Source organism: Aeromonas sp. QDB20, assembly GCF_027707805.1.
In the GTDB taxonomy this organism is placed as follows: domain Bacteria; phylum Pseudomonadota; class Gammaproteobacteria; order Enterobacterales; family Aeromonadaceae; genus Aeromonas; species Aeromonas dhakensis.
This window is the reverse complement of sequence record NZ_JAPCJC010000016.1, coordinates 21,590-43,528: the sequence shown is the minus strand read 5'-3', so window position 1 is coordinate 43,528 and position 21,939 is coordinate 21,590. Positions and strand designations below refer to the sequence as shown.

The window sequence follows — 21,939 nt, the reverse complement described above, 5'->3', positions numbered from 1 at the left end:
GGGTGAAGAGGGCAGCTGTCAATGAGCAGGGGGCGAAAGAGACAGATGCTGGTCCCGTGCACGGGGCGTGTCTGAGGGACAACAGTTGCCGTTTCTGTTGAAAAATAATACGTTTTTGGTGGAAAGACAATCTTTATCCACATTTAAAGCTAATTTTGAGATAAAAAGTGGATAAGTGATGGTTTTAAGGTGAGGTGCTCTATTTTTATTGACCTGGCTTGGCAGCATTAATCAATCGGTGATGATTTTTGTGGCCAGGGCGAGCACAGCCTGATCTCACAAAAAAAGCGACCAACCGGCCGCTTCGTTGCATTGAGGGTTGGGGGCAGACCCCTGGGTTCACTGACCCTTGGCGATCCCCTCCCGGCGCGGATCGGCGGCGCCAAGCCAGCCGCCGGCGTTGCGCTGCACCCCCTGCAGGCCCGAGGTTTGCTCGCTCAGCACCACCTCGTGCCCCTTCGCCTTGAGTGCCTCGACCACGGCGGCCGGGGTGCGGCCCGCCTCCAGCTCGGTGGGGCCGTTGCGACTGCCGAAGTTGGGCAGATTGATCGCTTGTTGCAGGTTGAGCCCCCAATCCTGGGTGCCCAACAGCGTTTTGCCCACGTAGTTGATGATGGCGGAGCCCCCCGGTGATCCCAGGCTCATCTCCAGCTCGCCGCTGCTCTTGTCAAACACCAGCAGGGGGGACATGGAGGAGCGCGGTCGCTTGCCCGGCTCCACCCGGTTGGCCACTGGCAGCCCGGCGGCATCCAGCGAGGTGAAAGAGAAGTCGGTGAGCTGGTTGTTGAGCAGGTAGCCGTTGACCATCAGCCGCGAGCCGAAGCCGTCTTCGATGGAGCTGGTCATGGAGACCGCCATCCCCGCCTTGTCGACGATGGAGATGTGGCTGGTGGAGGGGAGCTCAGGGGTCGCATCCTGGCCGCGAGCCGGCGCCAGCGGCGGGGTGCCCGCCTTGGCCAGCCCCATGGAGCGCTCGCCGATCAGGGCGCCGCGCCGGGCCAGATAGTGCTTGTCGAGCAGGCCGCTGATGGGGACCGCCACATAGTCGCTGTCCGCCACGTACTGGTTGCGGTCGGCAAAGGCGAGCCGCGCCGCCTCGCTGTAGAGGTGGATCGCCTCGGCGGAGGCGGCCGGCTGGCCCTGCTCCCCTGGCACCGGCTTGAGGGCCGCCATGTCGCGACTCTCCAGCATGCCGAAGATCTGGCCAAGGGCGATGGTGCCGGACGAGGGGGACGGGAAGCCGCACACCCGGCTCTGGCGATAGTCAAAGCAGAGGCCGTCGCGCAGCTTGGCGCGGTAGCTGGCCAGATCGACCGCGCTCAGCACCCCGGGGTTGGTCGGGTGAGCGTGCACCTTGGCCACCATGGCCTCGGCCAGCGGGCCGCGATAGAAGGCGTCCGGCCCCTGACTTGCCAGGGTGAGCAGCACCTTGGCCAGGGCCGGGTTGGTCAGCCGGCTGCCCGCCGCTCTGGGGCTGCCGTCGGCCTGATAGAAGTAGGCCCGTGCGTCCGGGTCTTTTGCAAGATAGGGATCCTTGGTCAGCAGCGCGGCCAGCCGCGGGCTTATCACGAATCCCTGCTCCGCGAGGGTGATGGCGGGCTCGAACAAGCTGGCCCAGGGCAGCTTGCCGTAACGCTGGTGGGCCAGCGCCAGTGCCCGCACCGTGCCGGGGGCGCCCACCGAGCGCCCGCCCACCACGCCGTCGTAGAAGGCCATCGGCTTGCCATCCTTCATGAATAGCTGATCGGTGGCGGCGGTGGGGGCCGTCTCGCGACCATCCACGGCGGCTACCTGTTTGCCGTCCCACACCAGCATGAGGGAGCCACCGCCGATGCCGGAGGATTGCGGCTCCACCAGGGTCAGCACCAGCTGCACCGCGATGGCGGCATCCACCGCACTGCCGCCGGCCTGGATCATCTGGTAGCCCGCCTCCACCGCCAGCGGGTTGGCGGCAGCCACCATGAAGTCGTGACCCTGCCAGCCCTGCTTCTCTTGCCAGCCGCTGGCGGCCTCCGGCGCGATCAGGGTGTGGGCGGGGGGCGTTTGCGGGCTCTGCTGAGCGGCGCAGCCGGCCAGCAGAGCGAGGGCGATGGCCAGCCCCAGCGGTTTGCGCAACATGACACTCTCCTTGTCTGTTTTATGAGCATGAAGGGCGACTATGTCACGATTGGCGCTAATGACTCAAGTTGTCGAATCAGATCAACAAGTTACTCATCTATCAACAAGTCGTACCGGCGCCCGCCCATAAAAAAACCGCCCGGAGGCGGTTTTTTGCAATCAGGCTGAGCCATTTCGCTTAGATGGACTGCTCTTCACCGCCCAGGGCGGCGAACAGGGCCGGGATGAACTGGGCCAGCTCGGCGGTGACCAGGGCGAAGTCGGCATCCAGACGGGCGGCCGGATCTTCGCTGGTGACGTCGTCGTTCTGCTCGCGCAGCTCTTCGCTGAATTTCAGGCGCTTGATGGAGAGGTCATCCCCTAGCACGAAGCTCAGGGTCTCGCCCCAGTTGAGGGCCAGTTTGGTCACCAGCTTGTCGTTGGCCAGGTGGTTCTTGATCTCGTCGCTCATCAGATCCTGCTGCTTGCAGCGGATGATGCCACCGTGCTCCATGGCGCTGCGCAGCTCGGCCTCGTCCTCCAGGGTGAAGGAGGCGGGCAGGTTGCCCTCGTTCAGCCACTCGGTCATGGTGATCTCGGGCGGGTTCTTGAGGGCCACCGGCACCACCGGCAGGGTGCCGATGGACTTGCGCAGCAGAGCCAGCAGATCGTCCGCCTTCTTGGCGGAGCCCGCGTCGACCACCATCAGGTTGTCGGCCGGGTTGATCCAGGCGAAGGTCTGGCTGGTGCGGCTGAAGGCGCGCGGCAGCAGGGTGTGCATGATCTCTTCCTTGAGCGCTTCCTTCTCTTTCTTCTTGAGGGCGCGGCCCTGTTCGAACTCGATCGCCTCTACCTTCTCCGCCAGCATCTCCTTGACCACGGTGCCGGGCAGCATCTTCTCTTCCTTGCGAGCGCACAGCAGGATGTGGCCGGCGGCGGAGTGGGTCAGGGTGGAGCCGAATTTGCCAAGGGGCTTGACCCACCCGAACCGGGAGATGTCCTGGCTGCCGCACGGGGTGAAGGCACAGGCTTCCAGCTGGGTTTCCAGCTGCTCGACGGTCAGCTCGAAGGGGCGGGTAAAGCGATAAATCTGCAGGTTTTTAAACCACATGGCGTCCTCGGTCTCATAGATTGTCCGGCGGGCATTGTACTAGAGAGGCGCTTTGTGATCAGCCAATCATTCTTGCTAAATAAAGGGCGATCGACTTCACAGGGAGTCATATCCGTCCCCAAAGCCGTCATCAAACTCCCCTAGACTGCGGATGTTAAGGTTGTTAACAAGGATACCAATATGCTGAGGGCGAGTCGGTCCGACGACATGGACGAGATCGTCGAGATCTGGTTGCTGGCCTCCCTGCAGGCCCATGATTTTGTCGATGCCTCCTGCTGGTGGCAGGCGCAGGAAGATCTGCGCACCCGCTATCTCGAGCGCGCCCGCATCTGGGTGTTCGAGGAGCGCGGCGAGCTGCTCGGCTTCATGGCGCTGGTGGATGACTACCTGGCCGCCCTCTTTGTGCGCCCCGACCGTCAGGGGCGGGGGGTGGGTCATGCCCTGCTGCAGGAGGCCAAGTCCAAGGGGGCCAGGCTGCATGCCCGGGTCTTCGTGGAAAACGATCAGGCGGTGCGTTTCTATCGTCGCCACGGTTTCGTGATCGAGGGGGAGCTGGCCGACCCGCTCACCGGTCATCCCCAGTACCAGATGTGCTGCGAGCCCGCCTGAATCTGACGCCAGCACCCGGTCCGGCTTGAAAAAAGGGAGGCATATCCTCATCTTGTCTGCATCGGGTGCTGCTGGCACCACCTCCATACGAGCCGTTTTTTCATGAAGATCCTGCATACCGCCGACTGGCACCTTGACCACCAACTCCATGGCCATGATCGCCGTTTTGAACACGATGCCTTTCTCGACTGGCTGGCCGACACCATCAAGAGCCGTGACATCGACGCCCTGCTGGTGGCGGGCGATCTGTTCGACACCGCCAATCCCCCCGCCAGCGCCTGGCAGCAGCTCTACCGTTTTCTGGCCAGGCTGCGCGCCGAGCACCCGGCACTGGAGATGGTGCTCATCGGCGGCAACCACGACTCCCCCTCCAAGCTGGATGCTCCCCACGAGCTGCTGCGCGCCTTCGACCTGCATCTGGTGGGCAGCATCAGTCGGGACGACGAGGGGCGGCTCGAGACCGAGCGCCTGCTGGTGCCGCTGCGAGGCAAAAACGGCGAGGTGGCCGCCTGGTGTGCCGCCGTGCCGTTTCTGCGCAGCAGCGATCTGCGCCCCGAAGGGCTCAGCGAGGGGCAGGACAGGCTCATCGAAGGGGTACGCCAGGTCTATGAGGCGGTGTTGAGCGAGGGGCGGGCGCGCTGTAATCCGGATCAGGCCCTCATCGCCATGGGGCACGCCTATCTGGCGGCGGGCCAGCTCTCCGAGCTCTCCGAGCGGCGGGTGCTCGGTGGCAACCAGCACGCCCTGCCTGCCGAACTGTTTGCCGCCGCCGACTACACGGCGCTGGGTCACCTGCACCTGGCCCAGAGCCCGGCCGAGGGGGTGCACTACAGTGGCTCGCCGCTGCCGCTCTCGCTGGCCGAGGCGAACTACAACCATCAGGTGCTGGAGGTGACGTTTGAGGGGGGCAAGCTGGCCCGCCTTGAGCGGATCCCGGTGCCCCGCGCGGTGGAGATGATCCGGCTGCCCCAGAGCGGCCTCGATGAGGCGCTCAAGGCCATCGAGGCGCTGGACCTGCCCGCTTGCCCGCAGCAGGCACAGCCCTTCCTCGAGGTGCGGCTGCTGCTGCCCAAACCCGAGGCCCGCATCCGCGAGCGCGTGCTGGCCGCCATTGGTGACAAGCCGGTGCGCCTGGCCCGCATCACGACCAGCTATCAGGGCTCGGGCCAGGGGCTGGCGGACGGTGCCGGCCAGCGCCGGCTCGATGAGCTCTCCCCCACAGAAGTGTTCCGCCTCTGCTATCAGCGTCAGTTTGACGGAGAGCCGGAGGCTGAGCTGGTGGCGTCGTTTGAAGAGATCCTGGAGCAGGTGAAGGAGGCCAATGCATGAAAATCTTGTCGCTGTCAGGGGAGAATCTGGCCAGCCTGACCGGTCAATTCACCATCGATTTTGCCGGTGGTGCCCTGGGGGCCGCCGGCCTGTTTGCCATCACCGGCAATACCCGGGCTGATGGGGGCAAGAGCACGCACGATATCGGGTCGGTATGGATGGAGGTGTGTGGCGTATGAAGATCCTCTCTTTGAGTGGTGAGAACCTCGCCAGCCTGACCGGTCAATTCACCATCGATTTTGCCGGTGGTGCCCTGGGGGCCGCCGGCCTGTTTGCCATCACCGGCAATACCGGCGCCGGCAAGAGCACCCTGCTCGATGCCATCTGCCTGGCGCTCTACGACGAGATGCCGCGCTTTATCGCCAATCGCAAGAACGTGGCCGAAGTGGGCCGCATGGATGACGAGGAGAAGCTCAAGGCCAACGACGTGCGCGGAATCCTCAGCCGCGGTCACGCCAGCGGTTTCGCGGAGGTGCAGTTTCGCGGCTGCGACGGCCGGGTCTGGCTGGCCCGCTGGGCGGTGCGCCGGGCCCGCAACCGCGCCGAGGGGCGCTTTCAGGCTCAGGAGCGCAGCCTGACCGACGTGGCGTCGGGCCAGGTGTTCAGTGGCAGCAAGCGGGAGCTGCAGGATCGCATCGACGAGCTGGTGGGGCTCTCCTGGGAGCAGTTTCGCCGCGCCGTCATTCTGCCGCAGGGGGAGTTTGCCGCCTTCCTCAAATCGAGCGCCGACGAGCGTTCGGCCCTGCTCGAACGGATGACCGGCACCGAGCTCTACTCCGCCATTTCGGTTCAGACCCATGAACGGGCGCGGGAGGAGCAGCAGCAACTGGCCGCCATCAGCCAGCGGCTCGGCGACGTGGCGTTGATGGACGAGGCGACCCGCGAGCAGTGGGTGAGCCAGCAGGTCAGCCTCGCCACCAGCCTCAAACACGAGCAACAACAACAGCAACTGATGCAGGACTTGCGCGACCTCAACGGCCGCATCGCCGCCCAGTTGCAGGCCTGTGAGGAGGGGGAGGCTGCCCTTGCCGCCGCAGAGGTGGCCCACGGTGCGGCCGCCCCCGAGCGCGAGGAGTTTGCCCGCGCCGAGCAGGCCCAGGTGGCCCGTGCCGATCACGACGAGCTGGCTCGCCTCACTCTGGAGGTGCAGCAGCAGGAGAAACTGCTGGCTGAGCTTGGCCCCGAGCTTGGCAAGCTGGAGGAGCAGACCCAGCAGAGCGCCCTCACCGAGCAGCAGCTGCTGGCTGAGAAGATCGCCGCCGAGCGCGAGTGGGGCGCCCTGCAGCCCGAGCTCAAGCGGGCGCAGGAGCTCGATACCCGCATTAGGGAAAAGCAGCAGCAACTGCAGAAGATCCAGCAGGAGGGAACGCAGGAGCGGGAGGTGCAGCTCACCCTGGAGCAGGGCTGGCACCAGCAGCGCCAGCAGGTGGAGCAGCTCAAGGCCCAGCACCAGCAGTGGGGCGCTTGGCTTGAAGAGCACAAGGAGCTGGCGCCGGTGGCCCGCCAATGGCAGCCCCTGCTCACCGCCATGCAGGATTGGGCCGAAGATGCCGGCAGGTTGCAGCAGCTCCTTACCCTGCGTGAGCACAAGCTGCGCGCTCTCAGGCAGTTGCAGCACCAGCTGGAGCAGGGGCAACAGGAGCGCGACTACTGGCAGCGCGAGCAGGAGCGGCTGCAGCAGCAACAGCACGAGCTGCAGGAGCAGCAGTGGGATGGGCGCCTGGCCAAGGCGCAGGAGCAGTGGCAGCAGCAGACCGAACAGCTGGGCCAACTGCGGCAGCTGCTGGAGCTGGCCGACTATGGCCGAAATCACGGCGAGCAGCATGGTCGCCTGCAGCAGGAGATAGCCCAGCTGGAGCTGGCGCTCGGCAAGCTGGCCAGCCTCGGCGACGAGCTGGCGCCGGCTCGTGAGCGGCTCGCCCTGCAGCGGGACGAGGCACGCCACGCGCTGGAGCAGTCCCGTGCCATCGCCAGTTTCGAGCAGCATCGCCACATCTTACGCGACGGTGAACCCTGTCCCCTCTGCGGCGCCGAGGAGCACCCCTATCACCAGAGCCAACCACAGGTGGCGGGTATTCTGGGCCAGCTGGCGGAGCGCGCCCGCGGCCTCGAGCTCGAGTGGGAGCGGCTCAATAACCAATACATTCAGTGCGAGAGCGAGCGCCAGGAGCTGGCCCGTCAGCTGGCGGTGCGCCAGCAACATCTGCCGGAGCTGGAGACCCGTGCCGAGCAGCTGACCTTGCGCTGGCAACAGCTCGGGGGCGATACCCTGCTCGGCCATCCGCTGCCGCTAGGTCAGAGCCCAATCGAGTGGAATGAATTGATGAGCATCCTGCTCGGCCGTGGCCAAAGCCTGGAGCAGGGGCTGGCCCGTAGCCAGCAGCAACTGCGTGAGGCCCAGCAGGGGCAGCAGCAGTTGCAGGCCGTGCGCCAGCAGTTGAGCCAGCTGGCCAGCCAGCACCAGCAGTTCGAGCAGCAGTGGCAGGAGGCAGACCGCCAGCGCATCGCCCTGGAGGGGGAGGTGAAGGCCATGGGCGAGCAGGAGGCGATCCTGCGCCAGCGCCTCGAGCAGGGGGGCAACCGGCTCGACGAGCAGATGGGGGGCCAGCCCTGGCGCCAGTGGCTGGGCAGCCAGCAGTGGCTCGAGTGGCAGCGGGCGTGCGAGGCCTGGCTGCACGGCCAGAGCGAGTGGGAGCGGCTGGCTGGCGAGATTGCCAGCCTCACCCCTGCCCTGAGCGCCCAGGAGGCGCGCCTGCAGACCCAGCGCGAGCTGCTGCACAAGCTCGAGCGCGACTACAAGGAGCATGAACAGCAGCGGCAGGGGCTGGTCACCAGCCGCGCCACCTGTCTGGGGGGCGAGGAGATTGCCCAGGTCGAGCATCGCTGGCAGCAGCGGCTGCAGCAACTGGCCAGCGAGTTGGAGACGATGCAGGGGGCGGCCCGCGCCCTGCGCGAGCGCCAGACCGAGCTCAAGACCCGTCTCAGCCATCTGGAGCAGGAGAAGCAGGTGAGTAGCCGGCGCCGACGGGAGGTGCTGGGGCGCTGGGCTGCTCACGCCAGCAGCCTCGGCATCGCCGAATATGACCTGCGCCGCCTGCTGGCCATGAGCCCGGATGAGCTCAAGGCGCGGCGCGCCGCCCTGCAGGCGCTGGAGGATGCCCGCGCCGAGGCGCGTACCCGCTTGACCGAGCGGCAGCGGGCGCTGGCGCTGGAGGAGAGCAAGCGGGATCGTTACCGCGAGCATCACCCCGAGCTGGCTGCACTGGCGCCAGAGGAGCTCGACAGCCGGCTGACGGCGCTGGAGGCACACTGCCGCGCCCTCGACGAGCAGCTGTTCCAGTGCAAGAGCACGCTGGCCCAGGCCGAGGCGGCTGCCCTCAAGGCGGGCACCCTGCAGGAGGAGCTGGCCGCCCAGCAGGCGGTGGCGGATCACTGGCAGCGACTCTCCGATCTTATCGGCTCGGCCAGCGGTGCCAAGTTGCGAACCTTCGCCCAGAGCCTCACCCTGGAGCGGTTGCTGCTGGAGGCCAACGCCCAGCTTGCCGAGCTCTCCCCTCGCTATCGACTGGAGCGGGTGCCCGGCACCGATCTGGCGCTGCAGGTGGTGGATCTCGACATGGGGGACGAGGTGCGCTCGGTAGACTCCCTCTCCGGCGGCGAGAGCTTCCTGGTGTCGCTGGCGCTGGCGCTGGCCCTCTCCAGCCTGTCGTCGCGCCAGACCCAGGTCGAATCGCTTTTTATCGACGAGGGCTTCGGCACGCTCGATCCCGACAGCCTGGATCTGGCGCTCTCAAGCCTGGACTCCCTGCAGGCGGCCGGCCGCCAGATCGGGGTCATCTCCCACGTACAGACCCTGGTGGAGCGGATCGGCGTACAGGTGCGGGTGGAAGCCCTCGGCGGTGGCGAAAGCCGGGTGGTGCTGCCCGGATGACGGCGCGTTATCCATGACCATCCATGAACAAGAAAGCCCCTGTCAAAGGGGCCTTCTTGTTGGTGTGCAACCCGTCTCGCTGGCTATTTGCGCTCGGGCAGCATATTGGTCAGGGTGTTGTCCTTGAGTACGTGGTGGTGGTAGATGGATGCCGCCGCATGCAGGGCAATCAGGGCATAGCCAATGTTGGCCAGCGTCTCGTGCAGCTCCTTGATGGTGCCCTTCAGGCCGTCGTTGGGGGCGATGAGGGCGGGAAGCTCAAGGCCGAAGAAGGGGATGGGCTTGCCACCCGCGCTCAGCAGCAGCCAGCCCAGCAGCGGGGTGAGGATCAGGAAGCCATAGAGCGCCAGGTGGGCGAGCTTGGCTAGCTTGAGCATCAGAGGGGAGAGCTCGGGCACGATGCGCGGTGAGGGGCTGCTCGCACGCACCAGCAGACGCACCACCACCAGCGCCAGGATCAGCAGACCCACCATGAAGTGAAACTCCTTCATCAGGTCGCGGCCGACCGACCCTTTGGGGAAGATGTCCCTGAACTCCATCAGCGCATAGACGGCGATCATCAGCAGCAGGGTCAACCAGTGCAGCCCTATGCTCAGGCTGCCATAACGTTGCTCGGTATTTTTCAGCATGTTCGTATCCTTTTCGGGGCTTGCATTGCATCACGGGTGGTCTCATCGGGCGTCCTGCCTCCGGGCCACTTTTTCCATGTTACTGCGAAGATGTGTCAAAACCTTGATCTCTGTGTGTTTTTAACATGTTATTTGTAACAGGCCGGCAGCGCGCCGGTCGAAGAACTGGTTTCGCTCATCAAGGAGAGGCTGCCAGGGGGGAGAACGGCTGATGCAAAGCCGCAGAGCAGGGTGTGTTGCGGCCGGGAAACGGGCACCCAGCCCAGTTCAATGAGGGCTTTACCCCTCTTCTCCCCTCATTTACCTTTAATAAAATCCTCAACAGGTGAAGGGAATTACCTTGACCATCACAGATCCCGTGATCCTGACCGAGCTGCAGCAGATCCTGTTTCGCTCCTTCGACGTGATCCCGTTTCCTATCCTGATCTCGGAATCGGCCTGCAGCGAGACGCTGGACAGCATCCCCACCCGGCTGTCGGAGATCCCCGCCCGCCATCACAGGTTCGTGAACCGGGCTTTCGTGACGCAACTGGGTTACGACCTGACGGATCTGCCTGACATGGCCAGTTGGTTTGCCACCGTCTATCGCGACGAGGAGAGCCGGGCACTGGCCATCTCGCGTTGGAACCAGGCGGTGATGAGCAGCCTGGCAAGCGGGGCTGCGGTGGCCGAGATGAATGCCCTGCTTTACTGCAAGAACGGCCAGCAGCGCTGGTTTACCATCACGGCCCAGTTGAAAGCCGATGCCATGCCGGGCTGGCACATAGTGACCTTGCGCGACATTCACGATCTGCACTGCATGATAGAGGAGGTGAGTCGGATCTCCTGCACCGATCCACTGACCGAGCTTGGCAACCGGCGGGCTGCAGGCCAGCAACTGCAGGCGCTCTGGCTGCAGGGAGAACCCTTCTCGGTGATCCTGGGCGACATCGATCACTTCAAGCAGATCAATGATCGCTACGGGCATCCCGCCGGGGATGCGGCGCTGTGCGAGGCGGCCCGCATCATGACCGGCCAGCTGAGAGCCGGGGAGCACCTGGCCCGCTGGGGCGGAGAGGAGTTCTTGCTGATCCTGCCCGGGGTGGATGCTGAGCTGGTGGTCGAGCGGGCCGAGCAGTTGCGCCGGCAGTTTGTCGGCCATGTGGTCGCGTGGGAGGGGCAGAGCTTCTCCCTGACGATGAGCCTGGGCTGTGCCACCCGAAGCGAGGGCCAGAGCAGCGACAGCCTGCTGCAGGTGGCTGACAAGGCGCTCTATCAGGCCAAGAGCAACGGGCGCAACCAGGTGGTCTTCGGCAAGGAATAGCCGGAAGGCGCCTATAAAAAAACCGAAGCCTGGGCTTCGGTTTTTTGTTGCAGCGATGGGCGTTCGGCCCATGCAGCCTTATTTCTTGATGCGGATCACCGGGGTCTCGCCCACGGTCACGGCACCCGTCATCTTCACCAGCTCTTTGATCTCGTCCATGTTGGAGATGACCACCGGAGTCAGGGTAGATTTGGCTTTGGCTTCCAGAACGGCCAGATCGAACTCGATGATGGTGTCACCGCGCTTGACCTGTTGACCTTCCTGGGCGATGCGCTTGAAGCCTTCGCCTTTCAGCTCAACGGTGTCGATACCGAAGTGAACGAACAGCTCGATACCAGAGTCGGATTCCAGCGAGAACGCGTGGTTGGTCTCGAAGATCTTGCCGATGGTGCCGTCGCACGGAGCAACCATCTTGTTGCCGGCCGGCTTGATGGCGATGCCGTCACCGACGATCTTCTCGGCGAAGACAACGTCGGGCACATCTTCGATCGGTACGATTTCGCCTGACAGCGGGGCAAAAATTTCGATGCCGCCGGTATCAGAGCTGTCATCGGAAACCAGTTTCTTCAGTTTATCAAACAGACCCATAGTAAAAGCTCCTAGAGATGATTGTCGCTGTTTGCAGCCGATCTTAGCAGACTGCCTTCTGCTTAATAAAGTTATCTACACAGGCTTCGATTTCGGCGGCGGTGGCAAAGCTCAGCGCTTGATCAGCCATGGCCTTCACATCTTCGAAGTTGGTGTTGCGGATAAGCTTCTTGATACGCGGTACAGAGATGGCGCTCATGGAGAACTCATCCAGACCCATACCCAGCAGCAGCAGGGTGGCACGCTCGTCACCAGCCAGCTCACCACACATACCGGTCCACTTGCCTTCGGCGTGGGATGCATCGATAACCATCTTGATCAGGGTCAGGACGGAGGGTGACAGCGGGTTGTACATGGCGGAAATCATCTCGTTACCACGGTCGACGGCCAGGGTGTACTGGGTCAAATCGTTGGTACCGATACTGAAGAAATCCACTTCCTTGGCCAGATGATGAGCCATCACGGCAGCAGCCGGGGTCTCGATCATGATACCCACTTCGATGGATTCATCAAAGGCTTTGCCTTCGGCACGCAGTTCGGCTTTCAGCGTCTCTACGGTGGCCTTCAGGCTGCGGAACTCTTCGACGGAGATGATCATCGGGAACATGATGCGCAGTTTGCCGAAGGCAGACGCACGCAGGATGGCCCGCAGCTGAGCGTGCATGATGTCGGCGCGATCGAAGAAGATCCGCACGGCACGCCAGCCCAGGAAGGGGTTCATCTCTTTCGGGAAATTCATGTAGGGCAGTTCTTTGTCGCCGCCGATGTCCATGGTGCGCACGATGATCGGCTGATCCGGCATCGCTTCGGCCACTTCTTTGTAGGCTTTGAACTGCTCGTCTTCGGTCGGCAGCGCGTCACGGTCCATGAACAGGAACTCGGTACGGTACAGACCCACGCCTTCGGCGCCGTTGCGAATGGCACCCTCGGTATCCTTGACGGTACCGATGTTGGCGCACACTTCGACCTGATGGCCATCCAGGGTGATGGCGGGCAGATCTTTCAGCTTGGCCAGCTCGTCTTTCTCGGCCTGGAACTGGGCCTGGATCTCTTTGAACTTGGCCAGCTGTTCGGCAGTCGGGTTGAGGACGATCTGGTTGTTGATCGCGTCCAGCACCAGCACGTCACCATTCTTGACGCGCTCGGTGATGTCGTTGGTGCCCACGATGGCCGGCAGCTCCAGGGAGCGGGCCATGATGGAGGTGTGGGAAGTACGGCCACCGATGTCGGTGACGAAACCCAGCACGTATTTCAGGTTGATCTGAGCGGTTTCGGACGGGGTCAGGTCTTTGGCGACCAGGATCACCTCTTCGTCGATGGTGCTCAGGTTGACAACGGCGATGCCCAGTACGTTCTTGACCAGACGGGTACCGATGTCACGGAAGTCGGTGGCGCGCTCGCGCAGATAGGGGTCATCCAGCTCGGCCATCATCTTCGCGTACTGCTCGATGACCTCGTAGATGGCCTTGTCAGCGGTGGCCTTGTTGTCTTTGATGAAGGATCTGATATCCCCTTCCAGCTCTTCATCTTCGAGCAGCATGATGTGGCCTTCGAAGATGGCCTCTTTTTCTTCACCGAAGGTGCGACCGGCCATCTCTTTGATGGCTTCCAGCTGTGCGGCTGACTTGGTGCGGGCTTCGAGGAAGCGGTTGATTTCGGCATCAATCTGTTCGGCAGCGATTTTGCCCTGATTGATAACGATTTCATCTTCTTTCAGAAGAAGCGCCTTGCCGAATGCGATACCGGGGGACGCAAGAATGCCAGATATCATAATCCTTCCTATTAAAACGACTGTGGGGGAGGAATAAAGCTGGATTACTCCAGCTCGTCCATCAGGGCAACCAGCTTCTCAACGGCTTTCTGAGCGTCCGGGCCGTCGGCCTGGATGGTCACGTTGGTGCCTTTGGTCAGGCCCAGGGTCTGCAGCTTGAACAGGCTCTTGGCGCTGGCGGATTTGCCACCGGAGACCACAGTGATCTCGCTTTGGAATTCTTTGGCTTCTTTCACGAACTGAGCTGCCGGACGGGTGTGCAGGCCGTTTTCAGCAGTAATAACAACAGACTTCTCGTACATGGTTTCACCCCATATTATTGATATTTTTTGGTGTGAGGGATGCTTTTGACGCTTCCTTCTCGCACCGTGTCAGTATGGATATGTTGTAAAGTAACGAAATCAGACCTGCAATGGTTTAATCCAGGTCAATTTTCTGTGCAGTATTCGGTGTCTGCCTCAACTCTTTTCCGTTATCGCGCTACAAGCCGCGTCAATGCTGGCCTGAAATTATTTTATAACGAAAAATAACACTTTGTTACTTTGTGATACCTAGTCGGCAAACACCTCGTGACGCGGCACAGGATATGAGATTTATCACAGAATGTCTGCTTTTTTCGTCACTGCTTTGCTTGTTATTTTACCCCGAAAAATAAGGGGTCGACTGGCGCTGCCAAGTGCTCAGTCTAGCCCATAAAGAAACGGCGCTCCTGGGAGCGCCGTTGTTTTGAAATAATCCGATCACTTATTGCTGCAGCTCTTGTTCGCTGAACACCCCTGCAAACAGGGCGCTGGAGAGGTAGCGCTCGGCAGCGCTCGGCAGGATGACCACTATGGTCTTGCCTTCAAACTCCGGCAGCTCGGCGAGGCGAGCTGCGGCCACCACGGCGGCACCTGAGCTGATGCCCGCCAGAATGCCTTCCTCTTCCATCAGGCGGCGAGCCATTTCGATGGCGTCATCGCTGCTTACTTGTTCGACGCGGTCCAGCAGGGTGAGGTCCAGGTTGCCCGGGATGAAGCCGGCACCTATGCCCTGGATCTTGTGGGGACCCGGTTTGATTTCAAGGCCGGCCAGACGCTGGCTGATCACCGGCGATTCGCTCGGTTCGACGGCAACGGAGACCACCGCCTTGCCCTTGGTCTGTTTCAGGTAGCGGGAGACACCGGTAATGGTGCCGCCGGTACCGACGCCGGCCACGAACACATCCACTTCGCCATCGGTGGCATCCCAGATCTCGGGACCAGTGGTCTTCTCGTGGATTTCCGGGTTGGCCGGGTTTTCAAACTGTTGCAGCAGCACGTATTTGCCGGGCTCGGACTCGAGGATCTCGTTGGCCTTGGCAATGGCCCCCTTCATGCCGAGCGGCCCTTCGGTCAGCACCAGGTTGGCGCCGAGTGCCTTGAGCAGCTTGCGGCGTTCCAGGCTCATGGTGGCCGGCATGGTCAATGTGATGGGATAGCCACGGGCGGCGGCCACGAAGGCCAGAGCAATACCCGTGTTGCCGCTGGTGGGTTCGATGATCTCCTTGCCCTTGGTCAGAACGCCGCGCTTCTCGGCATCCCAGATCAGGTTGGCGCCGATACGGCACTTGACGCTGAAGCTCGGGTTTCGGCTCTCAATCTTGGCCAGCACGCGGCCCTTGGTAACACGGTTGAGACGAACCAGAGGGGTGTGACCTATGGTCTGGCTGTTGTCCTCAAAAATTTTGCTCATGGTGCTATCCCTGTTTGTTACGGCGATGAAACAAGATTACCCTGTGGTTTCTGAATGAGAAGTGACGATTTGTTATAACAATATGTTATTACAAGATATAGAGCTTATTCTTTCTTATTGAGACCTCCCTCGCGAAAAGGTCTCTCGTCGTCAAAGGAATGGACGTTATGGGATTTGCAGGAAGCGATCGCTATCTCGCCTCAGAGGCGCTCAAGATGGCGGTCAATGCCGCCATCGTGCTGGAGAAGCCGTTGCTCATCAAGGGTGAACCCGGTACGGGCAAGACTGAGCTGGCCGAAGCGGTGGCCCGCCATCTGGGTACCGAGCTTATCGCCTGGCACATCAAATCCACCACCAAGGCCCAGCAGGGGCTCTATGAGTACGATGCGGTAGCCCGGCTGCGGGACTCCCAGCTCGGCGACCCCAGGGTGGGGGAGATAGGCCACTACATCCGCCGCGGCAAGCTGTGGCTGGCGTTCACCGCCGACCAGCGCCCGGTGCTGCTCATCGATGAAATCGACAAGGCGGACATCGAGTTCCCCAACGATCTGCTGCAGGAGCTCGATCGGATGGAGTTCGATGTCTACGAGACCGGCGAGCGGGTCAAGGCCCGCCAGCGCCCAGTGGTCATCATCACCTCCAACAATGAAAAAGAGCTGCCGGATGCCTTCCTGCGCCGCTGCTTCTTCCACTACATCCGCTTCCCCGTCAAGGCCGAGATGCAGGCCATCGTCAAACTTCACTACCCCGACCTCAAGGAGAGCCTGCTCGGTGAGGCGATGGATCTCTTCTTCGAGCTGCGGGAAGTAGAGGGGCTGCGCAAGAAACCCTCCACCTCGGAACTCTTGGACTGGATCCGGCTGCTGTTGGCCGACGACATCGCCCCCGAGGCGATGCGCGCCCGCGAGCCAGGCAAGCTGGTACCCGCCCTCTACGGTGCCCTGCTCAAGACCGAGCAGGACCTGCATCTCTTTGAGAAGCTCGCTTTTCTGGCCAGACGCGGCAGCTGACCCATGCTGATCGACTTTTTTACCCACCTGCGTCGCCACCAGCTCCCCTGCAGCCTGCGCGAGCTGCTGGACTTGCATGGGGCGCTGGCAGCCCGGCTGGCCAGCCTCGACATGGATGAGTTCTACCAGCTTGCCCGCTGTCTGCTGGTAAAAGACGAGGCTCACTACGATCGCTTCGATCGCGCCTTCGCCGAGTATTACGAAGGGCTGGCCGCCATCCCCCTGCTGCCGGAGAGCCTGCCGGATGAGTGGCTGCGCAAGGAGTTCGAGCGGCTGTTGAGCGCCGAGGAGAAGGCGTTGCTCAAATCCCTTGGTGGGTTCGACCAACTGCTGGCGACCCTCAACCAGCGCTTGAACGAGCAGAAGGAGCGTCACGCCGGCGGCAACAAGTGGGTCGGCACCGGTGGCAGCAGCCCGTTCGGCCACGGCGGTTTTCACCCGGAAGGGATCCGCATGGGGGGAGAGGGCCAGCATGGCAAGGCGGTCAAGGTGTGGGAGGCGCGCCATTATCGCAACTTCAGCGACGATTCCCCTCTGGGACAACGGGCCATCCAGCTGGCGCTGCGCAAACTCAGGCGCTGGGTGCGCCAGGGCAACCCCGATGAGCTGGATCTCGACGACACCATCCGGAGCACGGCCAGGCAGGGCTGGCTCGATGTGAAGCTCAGACCCGAGCGCCACAACGGGGTCAAGCTGCTGGTCTTCTTCGACGTGGGAGGCTCCATGGATGCCCACGTGGCCGAGGTGCAGCGGCTCTTCTCCGCTCTGCGCCACGAGTTCAAGCACCTGGAGTACTTCTATTTTCACAACTGTCTCTACGACTTTGTCTGGCGAGACAACGCCCGCAGGCACGAGGAGCGCTTCGACACCCTGCGCCTGCTGCGCACCTACGGCAGCGACTACAAGGTGATCCTGGTGGGGGATGCCACCATGGGCCCCTACGAGATCACCTGGCCTGGCGGCAGCGTCGAATATTGGAACGAGGAGGCCGGTCAGGTGTGGCTGGCCCGCTTGCAGCAGCATTTTCCCAAGCTGGTGTGGATCAATCCCACCCCGCGGCGGGAGTGGCTCTGGCACCCCTCCATCAAGTTGATGAACGAATTGATCGGCGGGCGCATGCACCCGCTGACTCTGGCGGGTCTGGCTGCGGCCATTGACCAGCTGTGACCCTCTCTACCCGAACAGACCAACAAGCCGGGAGTGAACCCGGCGAGGAGCAAAGATGACCTCTATCGTGATCAGTGGCTCAGGCCTCTATACCCCTCCCTTTGCCGTCAGCAACGAAGCGCTGGTGGCCGCCTTCAACCAGTACGTGGATCTCTACAACGAGGAGAACGCTTCCGCCATCGACGCCGGCCAGCTGCCCGCCAAACAGCATTCGAGCAGCGAATTCATCGAAAAGGCCTCCGGCATCAAGAGCCGTTATCTGGTGAGCAAGGAGGGGGTGCTGGATCCCGACATCATGCAGCCATTGCTGGCGGAGCGACCCGATGACAAGCCCTCCATCATGGTGGAGATGGCGGTGGCCGCCGCTGAGCAGGCGCTGATCGCCGCCGGTCGCGAGCCGGGGGAAATAGATCTGGTGATAGTGGCTGCCTCCAACATGCCGCGCCCCTATCCAGCCCTCTCCATCGAACTGCAGCACTATCTGGGGGCGGGCGGCATGGCCTTTGACATGAACGTGGCCTGCTCCTCCGCCACCTTCGGCATCAAGACGGCGGCGGACATGCTGGCGGCTGGTACCGCCCGACTGGCGCTGGTGGTCAATCCGGAGATCTGCTCTGGGCACCTCAATTTTCGCGACAGAGACAGCCACTTCATCTTCGGTGACGCCTGTACCGCCGTGCTGCTGGAGCGGGAGGCCGATTGCCAGGTGGCCAACCCCTGGCAACTGGTGGCCAGCAAGCTGGTGACCCAGTACTCCAACAACATCCGCAACAACTTCGGCTTTTTAAACCGGCTCAGCCCGCGCACCCGTTACGGCGACGACAAGCTGTTCCGCCAGCAGGGGCGCAAGGTGTTCAAGGAGGTGCTGCCGCTGGTGTGCGATCAGATCGCCGGCCAGCTTGATGAGCAGTGCTGGGCGGCAGACTCCCTGAGCCGGCTCTGGCTCCATCAGGCCAATCTGACCATGAACCAGTTCATCGCCCGCAAGCTGCTCGGCCATGACGCCAGCCAGCAGGAGGCGCCGGTGATCCTCGACAGCTACGGCAACACCAGCTCGGCGGGTTCCATTATCGCGTTCCATCTGTACAATCGCGACCTTCCCGCGGGGGCCCGCGGTGTGCTCTGCTCGTTTGGCGCCGGCTATTCGATCGGGAGCCTGTTGTTGCGGCGCCTGTGAGGGGCGGGGTCATCTCCCCGCCGTCATGACGATAAGGTTTGGGTGGAATCATGCAGAGGATCACGGGGCGCTGCGCCCTTCACTACGGGGTGACACTGTCACTGTTTTGTCTTTACGGGCTGCAGGTCTGCCCATTCCTGGAGAGCCTGACGCTGCCCCAGCTGCTGGGGCCCGCGTTGGTGACCTTCGCCATCATGTTTGTCCTGCGCGATCAGCTGCTGCGCAAGGTGACGCTGTCCGGTCAGGGGCTGGGAGGCTTCGGGCTGGAGGTGGGCTTCTACCTGCTGGGGGCCTTGCTGCTCTCTGGCTACAACGGCATCCGGTATGATTTTCCGCTGGAGAGCCACCTCAAGATCCTGCTGGGGATGAGCACCCTGGGCTTCCTGGTGGCGGCGGATCTGTCGCTGCAGCGGGACTGGCAGCGGGCCAAGCTGCGGGAACATCAGGCCTGTCTGGTGCTGAACCAGCCGCTGGCCATGCCGGTTTCCCGCAAGTTCTCCCTGTTCGCCTTCACCACCCTGACCCTGCTTGGCGCTGTGTTCTTCCTGCTGTTCAACAAGGATCTGGAGTGGCTGGTCACGGTGGACAAGAGCCTGCCGCGGCTCGATGCCCAGCATTACATACTGCTGGAGATCGCCTTCGTGATGGTGGTGACCTTCGGTTATCTCTGGCTCATCATTCGCGGCTATGGCCGCAACCTGACCCTCTCCCTGATGCATCAGACTCGTGCCATGGCGCAGGTGCAGTGCGGCGATCTGGAGGCGCGGGTGCCGGTGATCCGGGACGATGAGTTCGGCCTGATTGCCGCCGGCACCAACCAGATGATCGGCGAGCTGAAGGCGCGTCAGGACGAGCTCAACCTGACCCGGGACGTGGCCATCCTGGGGCTCGCCTCGCTGGCGGAGACCCGTGACAACGAGACCGGCGCCCACATCATCCGCACCCAGTTCTACGTCAAGGTGCTGGCGGAGCAGTTGAGCCGCAGCGACTGGGAGCGCTATCCGCTGGACGATGCCACCATCGATCTGCTGTTCAAGTCGGCGCCGCTGCACGACGTGGGCAAGGTGGGCATTCCCGATGCCATCCTGCTCAAGCCGGGCAAGCTGACGGACGAGGAGTTCGCCATCATGAAGCGCCACCCCCAGATTGGCGCCGATGCGCTGGCGAGCGCCGAAGCCCAGCTCGGCTCCAACTCCTTCCTGCGGCTAGCGCGGGAGATCTCCCTCACTCACCACGAAAAGTGGGATGGCAGCGGCTATCCGGCCGGGCTGGCGGGGGAGGCGATCCCCCTGTCGGGCCGGCTGATGGCGCTGGCGGATGTCTACGACGCCCTCATCTCGAAACGGGTCTACAAGCCCGCCTTCAGCCATGAGCAGGCCAGAACCATCATAGTGGAGGGGCGTGGCCGCCACTTCGATCCGGCCATCGTCGACGCCTTCCTCGCCTGCGAGGAGGAATTTCGCCAGATTGCCCTCAGGCACAAGGATCACGACTGACAAAAAACCACCCGCATGGGTGGTTTTTTTTATGGTTGGCTCACTGGGCCGGCTCTATGGCGAGCACCAGGCAACTGGGCTCGCTGATGCGAAAACGCACGTTGCAGTCAAACAGCCTGACGCCGTACTCCTTGTCATCCGGCTTGCCCTTTTTGTAGGCGGGGCGGGGATCCTGGGCCAGCACCTCGCTCACCAGCAGGCGCAGCTCGGGGTGGGCCTTGAGCCAGGGTTGCAGCTGCTGCTCCGCCTCTGGGCTGAAACTCACCGCCAGCGGCGGGGTGGGGGCATCGGGGGCGAAACCGCCGCGGGCATCCGGCAGGCTGTCGGCATAGGGAACATAGGGCTTGATGTCGACGATGGGGGTGCCATCGAGCAGGTCCACCGCCCCCAGCTCCAGCCACAGCTTGCCGCGCTCACGGCCGACCCCGTGCAGTTCGACCACCGAGAGGCCGAGCGGGTTGGGACGAAAGGTGGAGCGGGTGGCAAACACCCCGACCCGCTCGTTGCCGCCCAGGCGCGGTGGGCGCACCGTCGGGTGCCAGCCCTGCGCCATGGTCTGGTGAAACACGAAGCTGAGCCAGAGGTGGGAGAACTGCTCGATGCCGCGCAGCACGTCCGGCTGATCGTAGGGGGGCAGCAGCTCGAGGCGGGCGCGGGCCGATTTGACCAGACCGGGCTGGCGCGGGATGGCGAACTTCTCCTTGTAGGGAGAGCGGATGATACCCAGGGTGTCGATTTCGAACTTCATGGCGGATCCTGACTGAAAACCCCGGCAATGTAGCACAGCAGCCCTTAAAACGCAGGCTTGCCCGCCAGCCGGTGGCTCTCCGTTTGCCGTGATCCCGCTCCCATCCCGGCCGCCCGAAGGCTGTATCGCGCCGCCAACTTGCGTAGGGTGGGCGCAGGAAGAGTGAAAGGTCCGTCGGCAGGGCGGGCCGGCACAACCGGCGTGGCCATCGAGGATGGGCCGCGCCGCACAGGAGAGACAGGGATGAAACTGCTGATCATCGGCGGCACCGGATTTCTGGGTCGCCATCTCGCCTCACTGGCGCTGGACTGGGGCCACGAGGTGACCTTGTTCAATCGCGGCCGGCGCCAGCATCCGGACTGGCGCGAACTCACCCAGCTGCAGGGGGACAGGGATCAGGACCTGACCCCGCTGCATCATCATCAGGATGGCTGGGATCTGGCCATCGATACCTGCTGCTATCGTCCCGAACAGGCGGCGAGCCTCTCGGCCGCCCTGCTCGGGCGCTGCGAGCGGCTGATCTTCATCTCCACCATCAGTGTCTATCGCGACTTCGCCCAACCCGGACAGGACGAGTCGGCGCCGCTGCACGAGATTGCCGAGGGGGAGCTGCCGGAAGATTACGGCACCCTCAAGGTGCTGTGCGAGGCGACCTATCGTGCCCGCTGGGGCGAGCGGCTCTGCATCTTGCGCCCGGGCGTCTTGTGCGGCCCTCATGACCCCACCGGTCGACTGGCCTGGTGGATCACGCGGGCGCAGCGAGGCGGCCCCTGGCTGCTGCCGGGGCAGGGGGAAGATCGGTTGCAATATCTGGACGTGCGCGACTGCGCCGAGTTCGTGCTGCGGGCCGCCGATCAGCAATTGAGCGGCATCTTCAATCTGGTCAAACCCGGTATCGCGCTGAGCGACTGGGTGGATCGCCTGGCCGCCAGGCTGGCCCCCGCGACCCCGATCCTGCCCGAATGGGCGCCCTGGCCCGCGCTGCTGGCCGCCGGGGTGGAGCCCTGGCAGAGCTACCCGACCCTGTTGCCCAATGCGCAGCCCGAGTATGCCGGTTATGGCCGCATAAGCGCCGAGGCGGCCATCGTGCAGGGCCTCAACTTTCGGCCGCTGGAGGAGACGGTGGCGGATGTGGCCGAGTGGCTGGTCGGCGCGCCGGACGCCGTGGTGGCCGCCGGCATCACAGCCGAGCAGGAGGCGCGGCTGCGTCAGCTGGTCCGCTAGGGGCCGGCAAGTGCGGCAGCAAAGCAAAAGGGCATC

General features: G+C 63.2%; 18 protein-coding genes. 10 read left to right on the top strand and 8 right to left on the bottom strand.

All coding sequences use genetic code 11. The features are described 5' to 3' along the window. Window positions 1-339: 339 nt before the first annotated feature. Both ggt and rdgC read right to left on the bottom strand, forming a co-directional pair. Window positions 340-2,118 (bottom strand): gamma-glutamyltransferase, encoded by a 1,779-nt coding sequence (gene ggt, locus PG897_RS16770; protein ID WP_201882491.1) that lies wholly within the window; start codon window positions 2,116-2,118, stop codon window positions 340-342. Window positions 2,119-2,296: 178 nt separating this feature from the next. Next, window positions 2,297-3,208, bottom strand: coding sequence for a recombination-associated protein RdgC (gene rdgC, locus PG897_RS16765; RefSeq protein ID WP_005303149.1), 912 nt, complete (start codon window positions 3,206-3,208; stop codon window positions 2,297-2,299). A 180-nt stretch (window positions 3,209-3,388) separates the two neighbouring features. Here rdgC and PG897_RS16760 point away from each other — a divergent pair, with 180 nt between their 5' ends. The 4 genes from PG897_RS16760 (at window position 3,389) to PG897_RS16745 (ending at window position 9,077) form a co-directional block, all read left to right on the top strand. Next, a complete protein-coding gene (locus PG897_RS16760; RefSeq protein ID WP_005303147.1) occupies window positions 3,389-3,817 on the top strand; it encodes a GNAT family N-acetyltransferase in 429 nt (142 codons plus the stop codon). A 102-nt stretch (window positions 3,818-3,919) separates the two neighbouring features. Then, window positions 3,920-5,146: an exonuclease SbcCD subunit D C-terminal domain-containing protein gene (locus tag PG897_RS16755; protein WP_043169921.1), complete on the top strand. Its 1,227-nt coding sequence runs from the start codon at window positions 3,920-3,922 to the stop codon at window positions 5,144-5,146. Beyond that, entirely contained in the window at window positions 5,143-5,325 is a 183-nt protein-coding gene (locus PG897_RS16750) for a hypothetical protein (RefSeq protein ID WP_043169924.1), read from the top strand. The genes PG897_RS16755 and PG897_RS16750 overlap by 4 nt, the downstream gene beginning before the upstream one ends. Further along, entirely contained in the window at window positions 5,322-9,077 is a 3,756-nt protein-coding gene (locus tag PG897_RS16745) for an AAA family ATPase (protein ID WP_201882489.1), read from the top strand. Before PG897_RS16750 ends, PG897_RS16745 begins: the two co-directional genes overlap by 4 nt. Before the next feature lie 83 nt (window positions 9,078-9,160). Here the strand turns inward: PG897_RS16745 and PG897_RS16740 are convergent, their stop codons facing one another. Continuing rightward, on the bottom strand, window positions 9,161-9,706 hold the full coding sequence (locus PG897_RS16740) for a cytochrome b (RefSeq protein ID WP_010633316.1): 546 nt from the start codon (window positions 9,704-9,706) through the stop codon (window positions 9,161-9,163). Window positions 9,707-10,046: 340 nt separating this feature from the next. Here PG897_RS16740 and PG897_RS16735 point away from each other — a divergent pair, with 340 nt between their 5' ends. Further along, window positions 10,047-11,009 carry a GGDEF domain-containing protein gene (locus PG897_RS16735; protein ID WP_043169929.1) on the top strand — a complete coding sequence of 321 codons (963 nt, stop codon included), beginning with the start codon at window positions 10,047-10,049 and terminating at the stop codon, window positions 11,007-11,009. A 78-nt stretch (window positions 11,010-11,087) separates the two neighbouring features. Here the strand turns inward: PG897_RS16735 and crr are convergent, their stop codons facing one another. The 4 genes from crr to cysK all read right to left on the bottom strand — a co-directional run bounded on the left by crr (window position 11,088) and on the right by cysK (window position 15,081). After that, the gene (crr, locus tag PG897_RS16730; RefSeq protein ID WP_005303134.1) at window positions 11,088-11,597 is read right to left on the bottom strand and encodes a PTS glucose transporter subunit IIA; all 510 of its coding nucleotides are present in this window, start codon (window positions 11,595-11,597) and stop codon (window positions 11,088-11,090) included. Window positions 11,598-11,640: 43 nt separating this feature from the next. Continuing rightward, window positions 11,641-13,368, bottom strand: a complete 1,728-nt coding sequence (gene ptsI, locus PG897_RS16725) for a phosphoenolpyruvate-protein phosphotransferase PtsI (protein WP_005303130.1) — start codon at window positions 13,366-13,368, stop codon at window positions 11,641-11,643. Between the two features lie 44 nt (window positions 13,369-13,412). Then, window positions 13,413-13,670 carry an HPr family phosphocarrier protein gene (locus tag PG897_RS16720; RefSeq protein ID WP_005303128.1) on the bottom strand — a complete coding sequence of 86 codons (258 nt, stop codon included), beginning with the start codon at window positions 13,668-13,670 and terminating at the stop codon, window positions 13,413-13,415. 442 nt (window positions 13,671-14,112) lie between these two features. Beyond that, entirely contained in the window at window positions 14,113-15,081 is a 969-nt protein-coding gene (gene cysK, locus PG897_RS16715; protein ID WP_010633318.1) for a cysteine synthase A, read from the bottom strand. A gap of 167 nt (window positions 15,082-15,248) precedes the next feature. On the opposite strand from cysK, the gene PG897_RS16710 reads away from it, so the two are divergent. From PG897_RS16710 to PG897_RS16695, 4 genes are read left to right on the top strand one after another with little or no spacing between them, the layout of a single operon-like run. Beyond that, window positions 15,249-16,091 (top strand): AAA family ATPase, encoded by an 843-nt coding sequence (locus PG897_RS16710; protein WP_043169930.1) that lies wholly within the window; start codon window positions 15,249-15,251, stop codon window positions 16,089-16,091. A 3-nt stretch (window positions 16,092-16,094) separates the two neighbouring features. Continuing rightward, complete coding sequence (locus PG897_RS16705) at window positions 16,095-17,258, top strand: vWA domain-containing protein (protein ID WP_043169931.1); 1,164 nt, start codon at window positions 16,095-16,097, stop codon at window positions 17,256-17,258. A 55-nt stretch (window positions 17,259-17,313) separates the two neighbouring features. Further along, window positions 17,314-18,435 (top strand): beta-ketoacyl-ACP synthase III, encoded by a 1,122-nt coding sequence (locus PG897_RS16700; protein ID WP_201882484.1) that lies wholly within the window; start codon window positions 17,314-17,316, stop codon window positions 18,433-18,435. Between the two features lie 50 nt (window positions 18,436-18,485). Continuing rightward, window positions 18,486-19,931 carry an HD domain-containing phosphohydrolase gene (locus PG897_RS16695; RefSeq protein ID WP_017781989.1) on the top strand — a complete coding sequence of 482 codons (1,446 nt, stop codon included), beginning with the start codon at window positions 18,486-18,488 and terminating at the stop codon, window positions 19,929-19,931. 40 nt (window positions 19,932-19,971) lie between these two features. Here the strand turns inward: PG897_RS16695 and tsaA are convergent, their stop codons facing one another. Further along, the gene (gene tsaA / locus PG897_RS16690) at window positions 19,972-20,679 is read right to left on the bottom strand and encodes a tRNA (N6-threonylcarbamoyladenosine(37)-N6)-methyltransferase TrmO (RefSeq protein WP_019839767.1); all 708 of its coding nucleotides are present in this window, start codon (window positions 20,677-20,679) and stop codon (window positions 19,972-19,974) included. A 243-nt stretch (window positions 20,680-20,922) separates the two neighbouring features. Here tsaA and PG897_RS16685 point away from each other — a divergent pair, with 243 nt between their 5' ends. Beyond that, a complete protein-coding gene (locus PG897_RS16685; protein WP_043169933.1) occupies window positions 20,923-21,903 on the top strand; it encodes an NAD-dependent epimerase/dehydratase family protein in 981 nt (326 codons plus the stop codon). The last annotated feature ends 36 nt before the right edge of the window (window positions 21,904-21,939 follow it).